Below are 15,669 nucleotides of genomic sequence, written 5' to 3'. Positions count from 1 at the left end.
ATGGACACGTTGCATTACATGATTGATAACGCTGGATATCTCGGCAGCCTGACCCTCCAGCACCTGCTGCTGGTGCTGATGGCCGTGGGCCTGGCGATTATTATCGGCGTGCCGCTGGGCATTCTGATCGTCCGCCACAAGTGGCTGGCGACGCCGGTACTGGGTATCGCCACTATCGTGCTGACCATCCCCTCCATCGCGCTGTTCGGGCTGATGATCCCGCTGTTTTCGATGGTCGGCCAGGGCATTGGCGTGCTGCCTGCCATTACCGCCGTGTTCCTTTATTCCCTGCTGCCGATCGTGCGCAACACGCATACGGCGCTGGATAGCCTGCCGCCCGGCCTGCGCGAAGCGGGTCGCGGTATCGGCATGACCTTCTGGCAGCGTCTGCGCTGGGTGGAGATCCCGATGGCGCTGCCGGTGATTTTTGGCGGTATTCGTACCGCAGTGGTGATGAATATTGGCGTTATGGCCATCGCCGCCGTGATCGGCGCGGGCGGTCTGGGCCTGTTGTTACTTAATGGTATCGGCGGCAGCGATATTCGTATGCTGATTGCCGGAGCCGTAATGATTTGTGTATTGGCCATTGTGCTTGACTGGCTGCTGCACCGCCTGCAGCTGGTACTGACACCGAAGGGGATTCGATAATGATAAAACTGGAAAATCTCACCAAGCAGTTCGTTCAGAAAAACGGGCAGACCTTTAACGCGGTTGATAACGTCAGCCTGAACGTGCCGGAAGGCGAAATGTGCGTCCTGCTCGGCCCTTCCGGCTGCGGCAAAACCACCACGCTTAAGATGATTAATCGTCTGATTGCGCCAAGCGGCGGCAACATCCTGATCAACGGCAAAAACACCAACGAGCTGGACACCGTGACGCTGCGCCGCAACATCGGCTACGTAATCCAGCAGATCGGCCTGTTCCCGAACATGACAATTGAAGAAAACATCACCGTCGTGCCGCGCATGCTGGGCTGGGACAAAGCCCGCTGCAAGGAGCGCGCAAGCGAGCTGATGAGCATGGTGGCGCTCGATCCGACTAAGTTCCTCCACCGCTACCCGCGCGAAATGTCCGGCGGCCAGCAGCAGCGTATCGGCGTGATCCGCGCGCTTGCGGCGGATCCTCCGGTCCTGCTGATGGATGAACCGTTCGGCGCGGTAGACCCTATCAACCGCGAAGTGATTCAGAACGAGTTTCTCGACATGCAGCGCCAGCTGAAGAAAACCGTCATGCTGGTGAGCCACGATATCGACGAAGCGCTGAAGCTCGGCGACCGTATCGCGGTGTTCCGTCAGGGTAAGATCGTACAGTGCGCAAGCCCGGACGAGCTGCTGGCAAAACCCGCCAACGAATTCGTTGGCTCGTTCGTCGGCCAGGACCGCACGCTAAAACGCCTGCTGCTGGTGCAGGCGGGCGACGTCACCGACCAGCAGCCGACGGTTACCGCGCGCGAATCCACCCCGCTGCCGGAGGCGTTCGCCACCATGGACGACAACGACATGCGCTCGATTACGGTTGTCGACGGACAGGGCAAGCCGTTGGGCTTTGTGAAACGCCGCGAAGCACGTGGTGCAGCCGGTTCCTGTTCAGATCTGCTGCACCCGTTCCGGGTGACCGGGCGCGCGGAGGACAACCTGCGTATCGTGCTCTCCAAGCTGTACGAGCACAATATGGTGTGGATGCCGATCGTTGACGAAGACGGGCGCTACAGCGGGGAGATTTCGCAGGATTACATCGCGGATTATCTCAGCTCGGGTAAAACGCGTCGGGTGCTGAGTATTTCATAACCGTTAAGAGGTCGGGTGGCAGCTGCGCCTTACCCGACCTACAAAATGTAGCATGGTGAAATTCGTAGGGTGGATAAGCGCCTGCGCCATCCACCGTAAATTGTTGAGCCGCCTTGCCCTACTTCTTCATCCACTGTCCGTTTAAGCCGCGTACGTACTCGCCCGGCTGGGCGCGCGTCACAAGTTTTTGTCCCGCAAGTTTTGCCACCTCGTCCACGGAAATATTGTTGCTGTCGGCCAACTGCTGGTAGTGCGCGGCCCGCGCCTCGTTAATGCTTTTTACCAGCGCCAGGGTTTCTTTGTCCTGTTTGATGGGCGCGATATAGCCGCTCAGCGTTTCCCCTACCAGCCCCTGCTGACGGGCTTCACTCAGGGTCACGGCGAGCAGCGGCTGGCTGAACAGCAGGGTGAAAATCAGCGCGCCTTTGAGTACGGTTTTCATTAGTCGGTCCTCATCAGAACAGGTCGCTGCGGCTTTTCAGCAGGGTTTCGACGTCTTTATCCACTTTGATGTGGATCTCATGTTCGATCTTCACGTTCATATTAATGGTGATCGGCTCTTTCGGCGCGGCCACCTCTATACGCGGCGTGCAGCCTGAAAGCAGCAGCGTTCCGGCTGCAAGCCCTGCGGCGATTAAAATCTTCATTGTGTTTCCTCACATGCAACGCCGGGAGTCTGACAGCGCGCGCTCGGCAGCGCGGCGTGCTGTTCCAGCCAGGTCTGTAAATTGTCGCCAAAGCGCAGGCTGCGCCACAGCGTGAAAAGGTTTTCCTGATGGGTGTAGTTAAGGTTGACGGTGTTTTTCTTGCCTTCAACGTGGCTAATGCCCGTTACGCTTGCGCTCATCGTCACCACGCCCAGATTATCTAAGTTAATTTTCGTCCATGAGCGCGAAATCTCCATATAGCGCAGCCAGTTTATCGCCGCGCCCGCCGCCATATTATTGGCTACGATGGCGTCGGCCATGTCTTTATCCATGCGGAAGGTCAGCGGACCGGGGTTGGTCAGCCAGCCGTCTTTAATAATCCACTGCGGATGGTTAAGCCACAGCGGCAGCGCGCCGGTAACGCGCCCGGACATCGTAAACTGCTTAGGATTAACCGCGCTGACCAGCTCGCTTGACGAGATATCCTGCAAACGCAGCAGCGCGGCGTCGTGCTGCGGGATTCTCAGCTGCTGCATCGTGACTTTCCCGCCCAGCACGTCAACGCTAACGTTGCTTAAAGACAGCGGCTGTCCGTCGCTCCACGGATACCAGCCTTCGAGGTCCGCGGTGATGTTGCGTGCCGTCACCTGATTGACGACCTCGCCGATGCGCAGCGTCACCGGGCCGCGCGTGCCGAGATGCCATGTCGAATCGCTGAAGCGGAACGGCAGCACGAAGTCGACGCCGTTGATCTGGTTGTCCGGCAGCCAGACGCTCCCGCCCTTCACTACGCCGTGCCCGCCTGCCTCAAAGCCCTGCCCGCTGGCGGCGGAAAACGCCACCTGGGCATACAGATCGCCGCCCTGCAAATCCATCTTCCAATCCGGCGGGATCAGCGGCTGAAAGACGGTCAGCGCCTGCTTCGGCCACCAGGCGTTGCCGCGCAGGCGTTCACCGTCCCAGCGGCCCATCACGCGTACCGGGCCAATTTCCCCGGCGCGGAGATCGCCTTTAAACTGAAACGAGGTGGGATCGGTTCCGTCAACGGCAAACTTGAGCGTTGAGGCTGGCAGCGTGCTGCCGCCGCTAAAGCTGGTGCTCCCGGCATCCAGCGATAGCGCGCCGGTAAAAGAAGGATGTTCCGCATCGCGCTGCCAGTGGATAGGTTTTTCAAGCTTCAGGCGCGGCTTGTTCATCAGCATCGAGCCGTATTCGAGCCTGTCGAAGCCCGTCGACAGCGAGGTCAGCTCAATCGCGCTATCGCGCCATACGCCCTTGCCGCTCACGTCCCAGCGGGCGTTCATCGGCCTGAACGCGCCGTTGCCCCAGTAGCGCCATTGCCACAGGCCGGCATCAGGCAGGAAGTCCTCGGCTTTACCATCCATGTGCAGCACGAAGCTGCCCATTTCATTTTCATGCGCGCGTACGATGGCCTGTAGCCGCCCGTCGACGCCCTTTTGGGTGACGCGAACGCCCGCCAGCGGCCAGCGAATCTCGTCGATATCCAGCGAATCAATAACTCGCCCGCGCGAACGCAGCAGCGCGCCCGGCCTGAAAAGCAGTTGCGGATCGGTGAGCGCTCCGGTCAGTTCGCCCGGCAGCACGGCGTAAAACTCCAGCGCGTCCTGCTTGGCTTCGCCGGTGAGCTGTAGGGGAAGCTGGGTGTTGGTCATGCTCAGCCTGCCCGGCCCGATGTTTAATACCGCATTGCCCTTGCCCGCGCTGCCCTGAGTGACCACGTTCATCCGGCCGCTCACCGTCGCATTCTCAAGGCCCTGCTGCCAGTCGTCGACGCGCAGCGCAACGCCTCCGCGCAGCGGAAAGCCCTGATAAGGCCAGTTCCACTGCCCGCCGTTGATTTCGAAAATCTTTTCGCTAATCGTCCAGGGTAAGGTCACCAGCGGTTCGGCATCGGCGGATTTGCGCAGCGCGAGGACGCCCTGGTCTTCGCGCCAGTCGAGCACGGCATTAATAAGCTCCGGTTCCTGGGGAATGCGCAGCGCGGTGGCGATATGCCCCTGTTCCGGCAGGCCGTTCGGCACCAGCGGCAGCGTAAAGGTGCCCACCAGCTCGACCGGAGCCATGCCTTCGAATGCGCCAAGCTTTAGCCGTTGCAGCTCGAGCGACTGGCCTTTCAGTTTGGCATCGACGGCCAGCAGCGGGCCGGAATAATGCACCTCCTGCTGGGCGGGCGTAAGCGACACGCGCAGGCCACCGGCAAACTGCTGCCACGGCGTCACATTCACTTTATCGACGGTCAGCAGCGTGTAAGGCAGAAGCGATTGCCACTCGGCGAGCGTGCGCGGCGCGGCTGGCCCGGAATCGTTCATCGGGATTTTGCTGATGCAGTCCGGGTTGAGGTTCAGCTCATTAATATGCATGCGCCAGCGGCTCGGATGGCTCAGCGTGGCGTTTTTGAGGTTTGCCAGCTCGCAGTCGCCGGCGAGATAGCGAAGATCGGGGATAACGATCGCCCCACGGCTCAGGCGCGGGCTGCTTTCCATAGCAATGCGTGTGCCCTGCGGGAGCCAGATACCGGCCAGGGTCGGCAACCAGTTGGCGATGGTCAACAGCAGCGCCAGCGGGACGAGAATAAGCAGCAGCGCCAGCGCAATAATGGCTTTATATTTACCCTTCATGGGCAGTTAATATCCTGATTCAGCGACAATTTATGCCGAAGTGTGCAATTATTCTGGCATGTTTTGGCCTGGCCGTGAAGTCAGCCGCCATCGACTAAGCTTAGATCAGGTGCCAGCGGTGGGTATCACCCGCCTTAAAAAACTAATTTTTAAGAATTGTACGAAAATTTTAAGCATGTTAATTTTAGCCTAAAATCATCTGGAGAAAAGTCTTATGAAACTTGCCGTTTATAGCACAAAACAGTACGACAAGAAGTATCTGGAGAACGTTAACCAGGAATATGGCTTTGAACTTGAATTTTATGACTTCCTTTTAACGGAAAAGACCGCCAAAACGGCTAACGGCTGCGAAGGCGTGTGTATTTTCGTTAATGACGACGGCAGCCGCCCGGTGCTGGAAGAGCTTAAGAAGCACGGCGTGAAGTTTATCGCCCTGCGCTGTGCGGGCTTTAATAACGTCGATTTGGACGCGGCGAAAGAGCTGGGTCTGCCCGTCGTACGCGTACCGGCCTACTCCCCAGAAGCGGTCGCCGAGCATGCCGTCGGCATGATGATGTGCCTGAATCGTCGTATTCACCGCGCCTATCAGCGCACCCGCGACGCCAACTTCTCTCTTGAAGGGCTGACCGGCTTTACCATGCACGGCAAAACCGCAGGCGTCATCGGCACCGGCAAAATTGGCGTAGCCGCGTTGCGCATTCTGAAAGGTTTCGGCATGCGTCTGCTGGCGTTCGATCCCTATCCAAGCGCCGCAGCGCTCGAGCTGGGCGTGGAGTACGTCGACCTGCCAACGCTGTTTTCGCAGTCCGACGTTATCTCCCTACACTGCCCGCTGACCCCGGAAAACTACCATCTGCTGAACCGCTCCGCGTTTGAGCAGATGAAGGACGGCGTGATGATTATCAACACCAGCCGCGGCGGGCTCATTGATTCTCAGGCCGCCATCGAGGCCCTGAAAACGCAGAAAATCGGCGCGCTGGGCATGGACGTTTATGAAAACGAGCGCGACCTGTTCTTTGAAGATAAGTCCAACGACGTGATTCAGGATGACGTTTTCCGCCGCCTGTCCGCCTGCCACAACGTGCTGTTCACCGGGCACCAGGCCTTCCTGACCGCCGAGGCGCTGACCAGCATCTCCGAAACCACGCTGGAAAACCTGCGCCAGCTCGAGGCCGGTGAGCCTTGCCCGAATCAGGTTAACTGATATTTTTGGCGGACAGCGCCTGCGCCTGTCCGCCCTGTTTACGGGTAAATCGCGGCTTAAATTGGTCGGGCAAGCGCAGCACCACCCGACATTTTACCCGCAACCTCCACCCCGCTTTTTAAGATAATCCTTACTGCAACATGGCGCGCATTTTGCCAAAGTGTCGCCAACTCATTGATGAAATGAATAACTTAGGGAGAAGAAATGAAAAAATTAGCTTCACTGATGCTGGCTACCATGGTGTTAGCCGGCTGCGCGCAGTCTGGTGATAAAGGAACGGTCACCGCTCAGGATCTGCAGCACCACCGCTACGTTCTGCAAACTGTAGACGGCAAGCCGCTGGACGGCATCAAACGTATGCCGGAGCTGAGCTTCGGTGAAAATATGCATATTTCGGGCGCGATGTGTAACCGCTTTATGGGTCAGGCAACGCTTGCCGATAACACGCTGAAGGCGAAAGGCCTGGGAATGACGATGATGATGTGCGCCGAGCCGCAGCTGAACCAGCTCGATCACATGATTAACGATATGCTGACGACAGGCGCTAAAGTTGGCCTCACCCAGCAGCAGCTAACCCTTAAAACCAGCCAGCATACTCTGGTGTATAAACTGGCCGATCTGGTCAACTAAACGGACTAGTAGGCTCCACAGGTCCCGGCGGCAAGCGCGTTCTCGCTACAGCGTTTGCCGTTGGGCAGCGCGCACATTCCCATTGCGGTTCCATCAAGCTGACGCGCGGCGCTAAGCGTCCCACCGATCATTGCACAACTCGCCTGCCCCTGATTCGACATTGCCGCACGCATTCCCGGCGGAACGTGAGCCGCGGTGGCCTGTTGAGGTGGTTCATTACTACTGCATGCCGATAACAGTGATGTTGATAACAACAGTGCGGCACAGCCGGCCAAAAACGCAGCGCGCATTCCTCTTCTCCCCGTGAACGTTGCAAAACTCGTATATCATAGACGAGCTCAAAACAAGCCGTCGAGAGCAATTTAAAATTAATCTATTATTCACTTTTCCACATCACTCTTTTTCTGCACCCTGTGTATAGATTTACATAATACGAAGGGGCAGTTGATTCAATCCCCCCTCCAAAGGTTGATTTTAGAAGGATATAAAATGCATCCTGCAGAATTACGCTTACGAAATAATTTGCCTGAGATCATTCTCCGTTCCAGAAGGATCGTTGCGGGAGCAATAAAGGCTATAGAATCCCATTCATCGGGGAGCAAAAATCGGTTTCAACAAACCAAAGACATGCTTGACAAGCTGGTTGGCGCGCATGATAGCAGTACACGCCATGCCCTTGTTAAATCCCTTCGTAAAATTAAAGCCTGCCTTGATGGATTAACACCGGACTGTTTTCACCTGGATGATTTACTGCTTGAAGCCGGTTCAGAGACTATCGCTTACGTAATTTGCTTTGACTCTCAAGGACTTATTAATCGCGTGAAGAAGCAATATATTGCGCTCTCTTCAATTAACTGTGGGCGAATGCATTTAGATGATATTGCAGCCACCGTGATTCATGAAACAAGCCATATAGCTTTACGATCAAACGATGACGCCTATTCCCTGAGCATGAAAAACTCCCCTGCGGCAAAGGGGCTGTTCACGCCATGGTCTGTCAGTGAACTAATTAGCTTTGCTCGGAATAATACAGCTAATGCGCTTATTAATGCTGAAACAATCAGTCGCCTTACACAGCTAATTTTCCTGGTAAATGACAACAGTGTTGAGAGTGCCAAAATGGTCGAACTTTTCGGTCGTTCAGGAAGCGATCATATTCTAGCCTTCCATCGACTGGAAAGCGGCTCAATGCCGCGTCTGTCAAGCCCGGAACTGGCTCGCAGAAATAGCGGCGCTATCCAGATTAAGAAAATAAACAGTCACATTGTGATTTGAATTTTCGGCCCGGCCATCCGGGCGGGCCGATGACACAAAAGCGAAAATCATTTAACCAGCCCTTTGCTAAACTTAACGGATAATTTTTGACTCGCGGTTTTGACGCGGGTCATTTCATATTCTGTAATTTGCGCAATGTAAGGGTGTCTTATGATCACTACCGACGGCAATGGTGCAGTCGCCTCCGTGGCGTTTCGCGCCAGCGAAGTTATTGCCATCTACCCGATAACTCCCAGTTCGACCATGGCGGAACAGGCCGATGCCTGGTCCGGTGACGGCCGCAAAAACGTTTGGGGAGACACGCCTCGTGTCGTAGAAATGCAGTCGGAGGCCGGGGCAATCGCCACCGTGCACGGCGCGTTGCAGACCGGTGCGCTTTCCACCTCCTTTACCTCATCGCAGGGTTTGCTGCTGATGATCCCGACGCTTTACAAACTGGCCGGTCAGCTAACGCCGTTTGTTCTGCACGTTGCGGCGCGCACCGTTGCCACCCACGCGCTGTCTATTTTTGGCGATCACTCCGACGTTATGGCGATTCGCCAGACGGGCTGCGCCATGCTGTGCGCCAGCAGCGTTCAGGAAGCACAAGACTTCGCGCTGATTTCGCACATCGCCACCTTAAAAAGCCGCGTGCCGTTTATTCATTTCTTCGACGGCTTCCGCACCTCGCACGAAATCAACAAAATCGCCCCGCTGGCGGACAGCACCATTCTTGAACTGCTGCCGCAGAAGGAAATCGACGAACACCGCGCCCGCGCCCTTAACCCGGAACATCCGGTGATTCGCGGCACCTCGGCAAACCCGGACACCTACTTCCAGTCCCGGGAAGCGACAAACCCTTGGTACAACGCGGTTTACGAACACGTTGAGCAGGCGATGGACAGCTTCGCCAGGGCCACGGGCCGCCAGTATCGCCCGTTTGAGTATTACGGCCACCCGCAGGCAGAACGCGTCATTATTCTGATGGGTTCCGCCATCGGCACCTGTGAAGAGGTGGTTGACGAGCTGCTTACCCAGGGCGAAAAGGTCGGCGTACTGAAAGTTCGCCTTTTCCGCCCGTTCTCGGCGGAGCATCTGCTGGCCGTGCTGCCAGAAACGGTGCGCCAGATTGCCGTTCTCGACAGAACCAAAGAGCCGGGGGCGCTGGCCGAGCCGCTGTATCTCGACGTGATGACCTCGCTTGCCGAAGCCTTCAACCGCGGCGAGCGCGAAACGCTGCCGCGCGTCATCGGCGGCCGCTACGGCCTGTCCTCTAAAGAGTTTGGCCCGGAATGCGTGCTGGCGGTGTTTAACGAGCTGAAGGAAGCGAAGCCGCGCCCGCGATTCACCGTCGGCATCTACGACGACGTCACCAACCTGTCCCTGCCGCTGCCGGAAAACACCCTCCCCAACCGCGCCAAGCTCGAAGCGCTGTTCTACGGCCTCGGCAGCGACGGCAGCGTCTCGGCGACCAAGAACAACATAAAGATCATCGGTAACTCCACGCCGTGGTTTACGCAGGGCTATTTCGTCTACGACTCCAAAAAAGCAGGCGGCCTGACGGTTTCCCACCTGCGCGTCAGCGAGCAGCCGATCAACTCGACCTATCTGATTGAAAAAGCCGATTTCGTCGGCTGTCACCAGCTGCAGTTTATCGACAAATATCAGATGGCCGAGCGGCTCAAGCCCGGCGGTATTTTCCTGCTTAACACGCCTTACGGCGCGGACGAAGTCTGGCACCGCCTGCCGCAGGAAGTGCAGGCCGTGCTCAACCAGAAAAAGGCGCGCTTCTTCGTGGTCAACGCGGCGAAAATCGCCCGCGAGTGCCAGCTTGGCGCGCGTATCAACACCGTGATGCAGATGGCGTTCTTCCATCTGACCAACATTTTGCCGGGCGACAGCGCGCTGGCCCAGCTGCAGGGCGCTATCGCCAAAAGCTATAGCAGCAAAGGCCAGGAGCTGGTTGAACGTAACTGGCAGGCGCTGGCGCTGTCCCGCGAGCTGCTGGCGGAAGTCACGCTGCAGCCCGTTAGCGAAAGCAGCCCGATGCGTCCGCCGGTGGTTTCCGACGCCGCGCCTGACTTCGTTAAAACCGTTACCGCGGCGATGCTCGCAGGTCTTGGCGACGCGCTGCCCGTTTCCGCGCTGCCGCCGGACGGCACCTGGCCGATGGGCACCACGCAGTGGGAAAAACGCAACATCGCCGAAGAGATCCCTATCTGGAAGCCGGACATCTGCACCCAGTGTAACCACTGCGTGGCGGCCTGCCCGCACTCGGCGATCCGCGCCAAGGTTGTCCAGCCGGAAGCGATGGAAAACGCCCCAGCCGCCCTGCAATCGTTGGACGTGAAGTCCCGCGATATGCGCGGCCAGAAATACGTTCTGCAGGTCGCGCCGGAAGACTGCACCGGCTGTAACCTGTGCGTGGAAGTCTGCCCGGCGAAAGACCGCCAGAACCCGGAAATCAAGGCCATCAATATGATGTCGCGCCTTGAGCACGTTGAAGAAGAAAAAGAGAACTACGACTTCTTCCTCAGCATGCCGGAAATGGATCGCACAAGCCTTGAGCGTATCGACATCCGTACCTCGCAGCTTTTAACGCCGCTGTTCGAATACTCCGGCGCGTGCTCCGGCTGTGGCGAAACGCCGTACATCAAGCTGCTGACCCAGCTCTACGGCGACCGTATGCTCATCGCCAACGCCACCGGCTGTTCATCTATTTACGGCGGCAACCTGCCTTCCACGCCGTACACCACGGACGCAAACGGTCGCGGCCCGGCATGGGCGAACTCGCTGTTCGAAGATAACGCCGAGTTTGGCCTGGGCTTCCGCCTGACGGTCGATCAGCACCGCGCGCGCGTCATGCGCCTGCTGGAAAAATTTGCTGACCGGCTTCCTGCCGAGCTTAACGAGCAGCTGCACGCCGAGGCCACGCCGGAAGTTCGTCGCGAGCAGGTTAACGCCCTGCGCCAGAGTCTTGCGAACATCGACGATGCCGACGCCCGTCAGCTGATGAACGACGCCGACGCGCTGGTAGAGAAATCCATCTGGCTTATCGGCGGCGACGGCTGGGCGTACGACATCGGCTTCGGCGGCCTTGACCACGTGCTGAGCCTGACCGAAAACGTCAACATCCTTGTGCTGGATACGCAGTGTTATTCCAACACCGGCGGCCAGGCCTCGAAGGCCACCCCGCTCGGCGCGGTGACCAAGTTTGGCGAGCACGGCAAGCGCAAGGCGCGTAAAGATCTCGGCGTCAGCATGATGATGTACGGGCACGTTTACGTGGCGCAGATTTCCCTTGGCGCGCAGCTAAACCAGACCGTCAAAGCGATTCAGGAAGCGGAAGCCTATCCTGGCCCGTCGCTGATCATCGCCTACAGCCCTTGCGAGGAGCACGGCTATGACCTGGCGCTCAGCCACGATCAGATGCGCCAGCTCACCGCCACCGGCTTCTGGCCGCTCTACCGCTTCGACCCGCGTCGCGCGGATGAAGGCAAGCTGCCGCTGGCGCTGGATTCGCGTCCGCCGTCAGACGCGCTGGCGGATACGCTGATGAAAGAGCAGCGCTTCCGCCGCCTGAACTCGCAGCAGCCGGAAGTCGCGGAGCAGCTGTGGAAGGACGCCGCCGAAGATCTGCAAAAACGCTATGATTTCCTGGCGCAGATGGCTGGGAAAGCCGAGAAGGCGAGCAGCGAGTAATCATCAAACCCCGCCACCCGGCGGGGTTTTCATTTGGTGGCTGACACTGCGCTTACCTACCCTCAGTACAGTCGTAGGTCGGCTAAGCGAAGCGCCACGCGACATAACCTCGGCATGCCATTTTTTTGCTACCCCCGTAACATATTCCCAACATCACCATTGCGAAGAATATATTCACCCGCATGATATCGTCCTCTTTCTCTCACCGAGCCTGACAATGATTGCCGTTGCTTTAGTCGATGACCACGTGGTGGTGCGTTCCGGTTTTGCCCAGCTTCTGAGCCTGGAAACCGACATTCAGATTGTCGGGCAGTACAGCTCCGCCGCGGACGCCTGGCCCGCGCTGAATAAAAATCCCCCTGACGTCGCCGTCCTCGACGTGGCGATGCCCGACGAGAACGGCCTGAGCCTGCTTAAGCGACTGCGCCAGCAGCGCCCCGGTTTTCGCGCCATTATCCTGAGCATCTACGACACCACGGCGTTCGTGCAAAGCGCGCTGGATGCCGGGGCCAGCGGCTATCTCACCAAACGCTGCGGGCCGGAAGAGCTGGTGCAGGCCGTACGCACCGTTGGCATGGGCGGGCATTATCTCTGTGCCGACGCGCTGCGCGCCCTGCGTCACGCCGGGAAGCCCGCCAAAGCGCTGGAAGGGCTAACGCCCCGCGAACGCGAGGTTTTTGACCTGCTGGTGAAGGGCGAAAGCGTAAAGCACATCGCCGATATGCTCGCGCTCAGTCACAAAACGGTGCACGTCCATCGCGCCAATATCCTCGGCAAGCTTCAGTGTGAAAGCACTATCGAGCTGGTGCATTTTGCTCTCGACCATCAGCTGTTGACCGGGCACTAGATGAGTCGTTCCTGGCGTCACCTGCTGCTGTCGCTGTTTATCTTTTTCGCCTGGGGTTTGGGCTGGCTGGCGCTGTGGACCATCAGCTTTTCGCTCACCAACAACGGCCAGCAGGCCGCGCTGCTGCTGCCCCAGGGCGTGCATCTCGCCCTTTTGATCCTGCTCAGCCGCCGCTACTGGCCCGCCCTTTTTGCGCCGGTCATCCTGCTGCTTGGCGCGCTTTGGCAGCAGCAGCTGATGACCGAGCCGGTAATGCTGGTTTCGCCGTTTCTCAGCGCGCTTCCGGCGTGGCTGGCGCAGCGTTACTGGCATCGCTTTACGCTCTACTGGCAGCGCCTGTCGCTGCTGATGGCGGCGATAACCGGCGACGCGCTGCTGCAAACGCTGACGCTTAGCGCGTTTATCGCAAGCCCCGCGTCCCAGACGCTGCTGACCGCCTTTACCGGCGGCATTCTTCTCACGCCGTTCGTCTATTTGATTTATGAATATCTGCGCCAGCAGCATCTGGAGAGCCTGCTCGCCCAGGAAACACCGAACCCGCCGCTGCGCACCTCGCTGCTTATCTGGTGCAGCCTGTTCTTTATCATCGGCGTGGGCGCGCAGATGGTGCTGTCTCCGGAAATCGAGCGCCTGTTGCTGATCCTCGTGTTTCTGCCGAACGTGGTGATGGCGTACAAATTCGGCTGGCAGGGAGGCGTGCTGGCGGCGCTGCTGGGCAGCATGATGATCACCATCGCCCGGCAGCTAGGCAGCGGCTTCAACGGCCTGATGGAGATGGAGCTGTTTCTTTCCACCCAGGCGCTGCTCGGCATCTGTCTGGGGATTGCGATAAGCCGCCAGCAGCACCTGGCGAACAATCTGCACCGTTACCGGCAGCGGCTGGAGATCGAACTTCAGGCCCGCCGCGAGCTGATGGAACAGCTGGTGCATGCCGAAGAGGACACGCGCAAAGAGCTCGCCCGCGAGCTGCACGATGAGATAGGCCAGAACATCACCGCTATTCAGATCCAGTCGATGCTCGTGAAGCGAACCGCAGGCGGCGAGGCCGCGACGCTTGCCGCCGAACAAATCAACCAGCTCGCCCAGCGCATCCACCACTCGACCCGCCAGCTGTTACGCCAGCTTCGCCCGCCGGTGCTGGACGAAATGTCGCTTGAGAAAGCGCTGCACCATCTGGTGCAGGAGTTTGCCTTTGCCGAACGCGGCATTGTCTGCCGCTTTACCTACGACCTGCCCGGACAGCCCGCCAGCGATACCGTGGTATTTACGCTTTATCGCCTGGTGCAGGAATTGCTGAACAACATCTGCAAACACGCGGGCGCGGGCCACGTTGAGATAGCCCTCTCGCCGCAGCCAAAGGGGGTGCGCCTGGAGGTAAAGGACGACGGCGTGGGCTTTGCGGCCGTTACCCAGAGCGGCTTCGGGCTTCAGGGCATTAGCGAACGCATCCGCGCTTTGGGTGGCGACCTGCATCTTGAAAGTCAGTCCGGCACCCGCGTAATTGTTAACCTGCCCACACTTTTTCAACAAAGTCAGGGATAACCAGGAAAAAGTCTTAGACGACTAAAACCTTGTCTCATCCCCTTTCCGACGCCGTTTTCTATAGTCGCTGCAACCCGGAGGAATTCATGCTTTCTGAGCAAGCCATTGGCCGTGAGTATCGCTACCGCCGCCCGCGTTTGCTGGTTTCGATGGCGGTGGGCTACGCCGCGTTTTACCTGACGCGTAAAAGCGTGAGCTTTGTCCTCCCGGCGATGCAGGCCGATCTCGGCCTCAGCAAAAGCGATATCGGCCTGCTCGGCACGCTGTTTTATCTGTCTTACGGCCTGTCGAAGTTCGCCGCCGGGCTGTGGCACGACCGGCGCGGTGAACGCTGGTTTATGGGCGCGGGCCTGCTGGCAACCGGCGTGCTGAACATGCTGTTCGCCTTCGGCAACAGCCTGCCGATGCTGCTGGTTATCTGGACGCTGAACGGGTTCTTTCAGGGCTGGGGATGGCCGCCCTGCGCGCGGCTGCTGACGCACTGGTATTCCCGCAACGAGCGCGGGTTCTGGTGGGGCTGCTGGAACACGTCCATTAACCTCGGCGGCGCGGCTGTTCCGCTGCTTTCCGCCGTGATGGCGCTGTGGTTTGGCTGGCAGGCGGCGCTGCTCGTGCCGGGCGTCATCGGCATCCTGATGGGCATCTGGCTGTGTCGCCGTTTAACCGGCACGCCGGAAGACGCCGGGCTGCCCCCGGTGGGCGCATGGCGGCATGACCCGCTCGAGATGCGCCAAGCGCAGCTAAGCCCGCCGATGCCGCTGTGGCAAATGTTTCGCGGCACGGTGCTGCAAAATCCGATGATCTGGCTGCTTGGCGCAAGCTACGTGCTGGTCTATCTGATACGCATCGCGCTGAACGACTGGGGCAACATCTGGCTTGCGGAAAGCCACGGCGTCAACCTGCTCAGCGCCAACGCCACGGTGATGCTGTTTGAGATGGGCGGGCTGTTCGGCGCGCTGTTTGCAGGCTGGGGTTCCGACCTGCTGTTTCGCGGCCAGCGCGCGCCGATGATTTTGCTGTTCGCCCTCGGGCTGTTTATTTCCGTCGCCGCGCTGTGGCTGTCGCCCGTACACCACTACGCGCTGCTGGCGATGTGCTTTTTTGCAATCGGCTTCTTCGTGTTTGGGCCGCAGATGCTGATAGGGCTTGCCGCCGTGGAGTGCAGCCACAAGCAGGCGGCGGGTACCGTGACCGGATTTTTAGGGCTGTTTGCCTATTTGGGCGCGGCGCTGGCGGGCTGGCCTTTGTCGCAGGTTATCGAACATTACGGCTGGTCGGGGATGTTCGTGCTGTTAACCATCGCCGCCGCCATGATTGGATTTTTGCTGATGCCGCTGCTGATGGCGGGCATCAGCGCGCAGGACAGGAGTATTGGGGCCATGGACCCGGCCAACACCTTACCTCAGGACACTTAGGA

13 protein-coding genes are annotated in these 15,669 nt (G+C 58.7%); 9 read left to right on the top strand and 4 right to left on the bottom strand.

Going from position 1 to position 15,669, the window contains the following annotated elements:
* Entirely contained in the window at window positions 1-648 is a 648-nt protein-coding gene (gene osmW / locus ACSPHG_RS11560; RefSeq protein ID WP_435953623.1) for an osmoprotectant ABC transporter permease OsmW, read from the top strand.
* Window positions 648-1,787 carry an osmoprotectant ABC transporter ATP-binding protein OsmV gene (gene osmV / locus ACSPHG_RS11555; RefSeq protein WP_435953622.1) on the top strand — a complete coding sequence of 380 codons (1,140 nt, stop codon included), beginning with the start codon at window positions 648-650 and terminating at the stop codon, window positions 1,785-1,787. The genes osmW and osmV overlap by 1 nt, the downstream gene beginning before the upstream one ends.
* Before the next feature lie 118 nt (window positions 1,788-1,905).
* Here the strand turns inward: osmV and ACSPHG_RS11550 are convergent, their stop codons facing one another.
* The 3 genes from ACSPHG_RS11550 to ACSPHG_RS11540 are packed head-to-tail and all read right to left on the bottom strand — an operon-like array spanning window position 1,906 to window position 5,073.
* Window positions 1,906-2,229: a YdbL family probable chaperone protein gene (locus ACSPHG_RS11550; protein WP_435953621.1), complete on the bottom strand. Its 324-nt coding sequence runs from the start codon at window positions 2,227-2,229 to the stop codon at window positions 1,906-1,908.
* Between the two features lie 13 nt (window positions 2,230-2,242).
* On the bottom strand, window positions 2,243-2,434 hold the full coding sequence (locus ACSPHG_RS11545) for a YnbE family lipoprotein (protein WP_435953620.1): 192 nt from the start codon (window positions 2,432-2,434) through the stop codon (window positions 2,243-2,245).
* Complete coding sequence (locus ACSPHG_RS11540) at window positions 2,431-5,073, bottom strand: YdbH family protein (RefSeq protein ID WP_435953618.1); 2,643 nt, start codon at window positions 5,071-5,073, stop codon at window positions 2,431-2,433. The genes ACSPHG_RS11545 and ACSPHG_RS11540 overlap by 4 nt, the downstream gene beginning before the upstream one ends.
* A gap of 214 nt (window positions 5,074-5,287) precedes the next feature.
* Between ACSPHG_RS11540 and ACSPHG_RS11535 the strand changes: the two genes are divergently transcribed.
* Window positions 5,288-6,277, top strand: a complete 990-nt coding sequence (locus tag ACSPHG_RS11535; protein ID WP_435953617.1) for a 2-hydroxyacid dehydrogenase — start codon at window positions 5,288-5,290, stop codon at window positions 6,275-6,277.
* Window positions 6,278-6,481: 204 nt separating this feature from the next.
* Complete coding sequence (gene hslJ / locus ACSPHG_RS11530; RefSeq protein ID WP_435953616.1) at window positions 6,482-6,907, top strand: heat shock protein HslJ; 426 nt, start codon at window positions 6,482-6,484, stop codon at window positions 6,905-6,907.
* Window positions 6,908-6,912: 5 nt separating this feature from the next.
* On the opposite strand, the gene ACSPHG_RS11525 is transcribed toward hslJ, so the two are convergent.
* Window positions 6,913-7,197 (bottom strand): putative hemolysin, encoded by a 285-nt coding sequence (locus ACSPHG_RS11525; RefSeq protein ID WP_435953615.1) that lies wholly within the window; start codon window positions 7,195-7,197, stop codon window positions 6,913-6,915.
* A 199-nt stretch (window positions 7,198-7,396) separates the two neighbouring features.
* Between ACSPHG_RS11525 and ACSPHG_RS11520 the strand changes: the two genes are divergently transcribed.
* The 5 genes from ACSPHG_RS11520 to uhpC all read left to right on the top strand — a co-directional run bounded on the left by ACSPHG_RS11520 (window position 7,397) and on the right by uhpC (window position 15,667).
* The gene (locus ACSPHG_RS11520; protein WP_435953614.1) at window positions 7,397-8,182 is read left to right on the top strand and encodes a hypothetical protein; all 786 of its coding nucleotides are present in this window, start codon (window positions 7,397-7,399) and stop codon (window positions 8,180-8,182) included.
* Between the two features lie 150 nt (window positions 8,183-8,332).
* Window positions 8,333-11,863 carry a pyruvate:ferredoxin (flavodoxin) oxidoreductase gene (gene nifJ, locus ACSPHG_RS11515; RefSeq protein ID WP_435953613.1) on the top strand — a complete coding sequence of 1,177 codons (3,531 nt, stop codon included), beginning with the start codon at window positions 8,333-8,335 and terminating at the stop codon, window positions 11,861-11,863.
* A 217-nt stretch (window positions 11,864-12,080) separates the two neighbouring features.
* Window positions 12,081-12,710, top strand: coding sequence for a response regulator (locus ACSPHG_RS11510; protein WP_435953612.1), 630 nt, complete (start codon window positions 12,081-12,083; stop codon window positions 12,708-12,710).
* Window positions 12,711-14,252: an MASE1 domain-containing sensor histidine kinase gene (locus ACSPHG_RS11505; RefSeq protein WP_435953611.1), complete on the top strand. Its 1,542-nt coding sequence runs from the start codon at window positions 12,711-12,713 to the stop codon at window positions 14,250-14,252.
* 86 nt (window positions 14,253-14,338) lie between these two features.
* Window positions 14,339-15,667 (top strand): MFS transporter family glucose-6-phosphate receptor UhpC, encoded by a 1,329-nt coding sequence (gene uhpC / locus ACSPHG_RS11500; RefSeq protein ID WP_435953610.1) that lies wholly within the window; start codon window positions 14,339-14,341, stop codon window positions 15,665-15,667.
* The last annotated feature ends 2 nt before the right edge of the window (window positions 15,668-15,669 follow it).

This window comes from Dryocola baronae, from assembly GCF_051297175.1.
Classification (GTDB): Bacteria; Pseudomonadota; Gammaproteobacteria; order Enterobacterales; family Enterobacteriaceae; genus Dryocola.
This window is presented reverse-complemented; position numbering and strand designations above follow the sequence as displayed.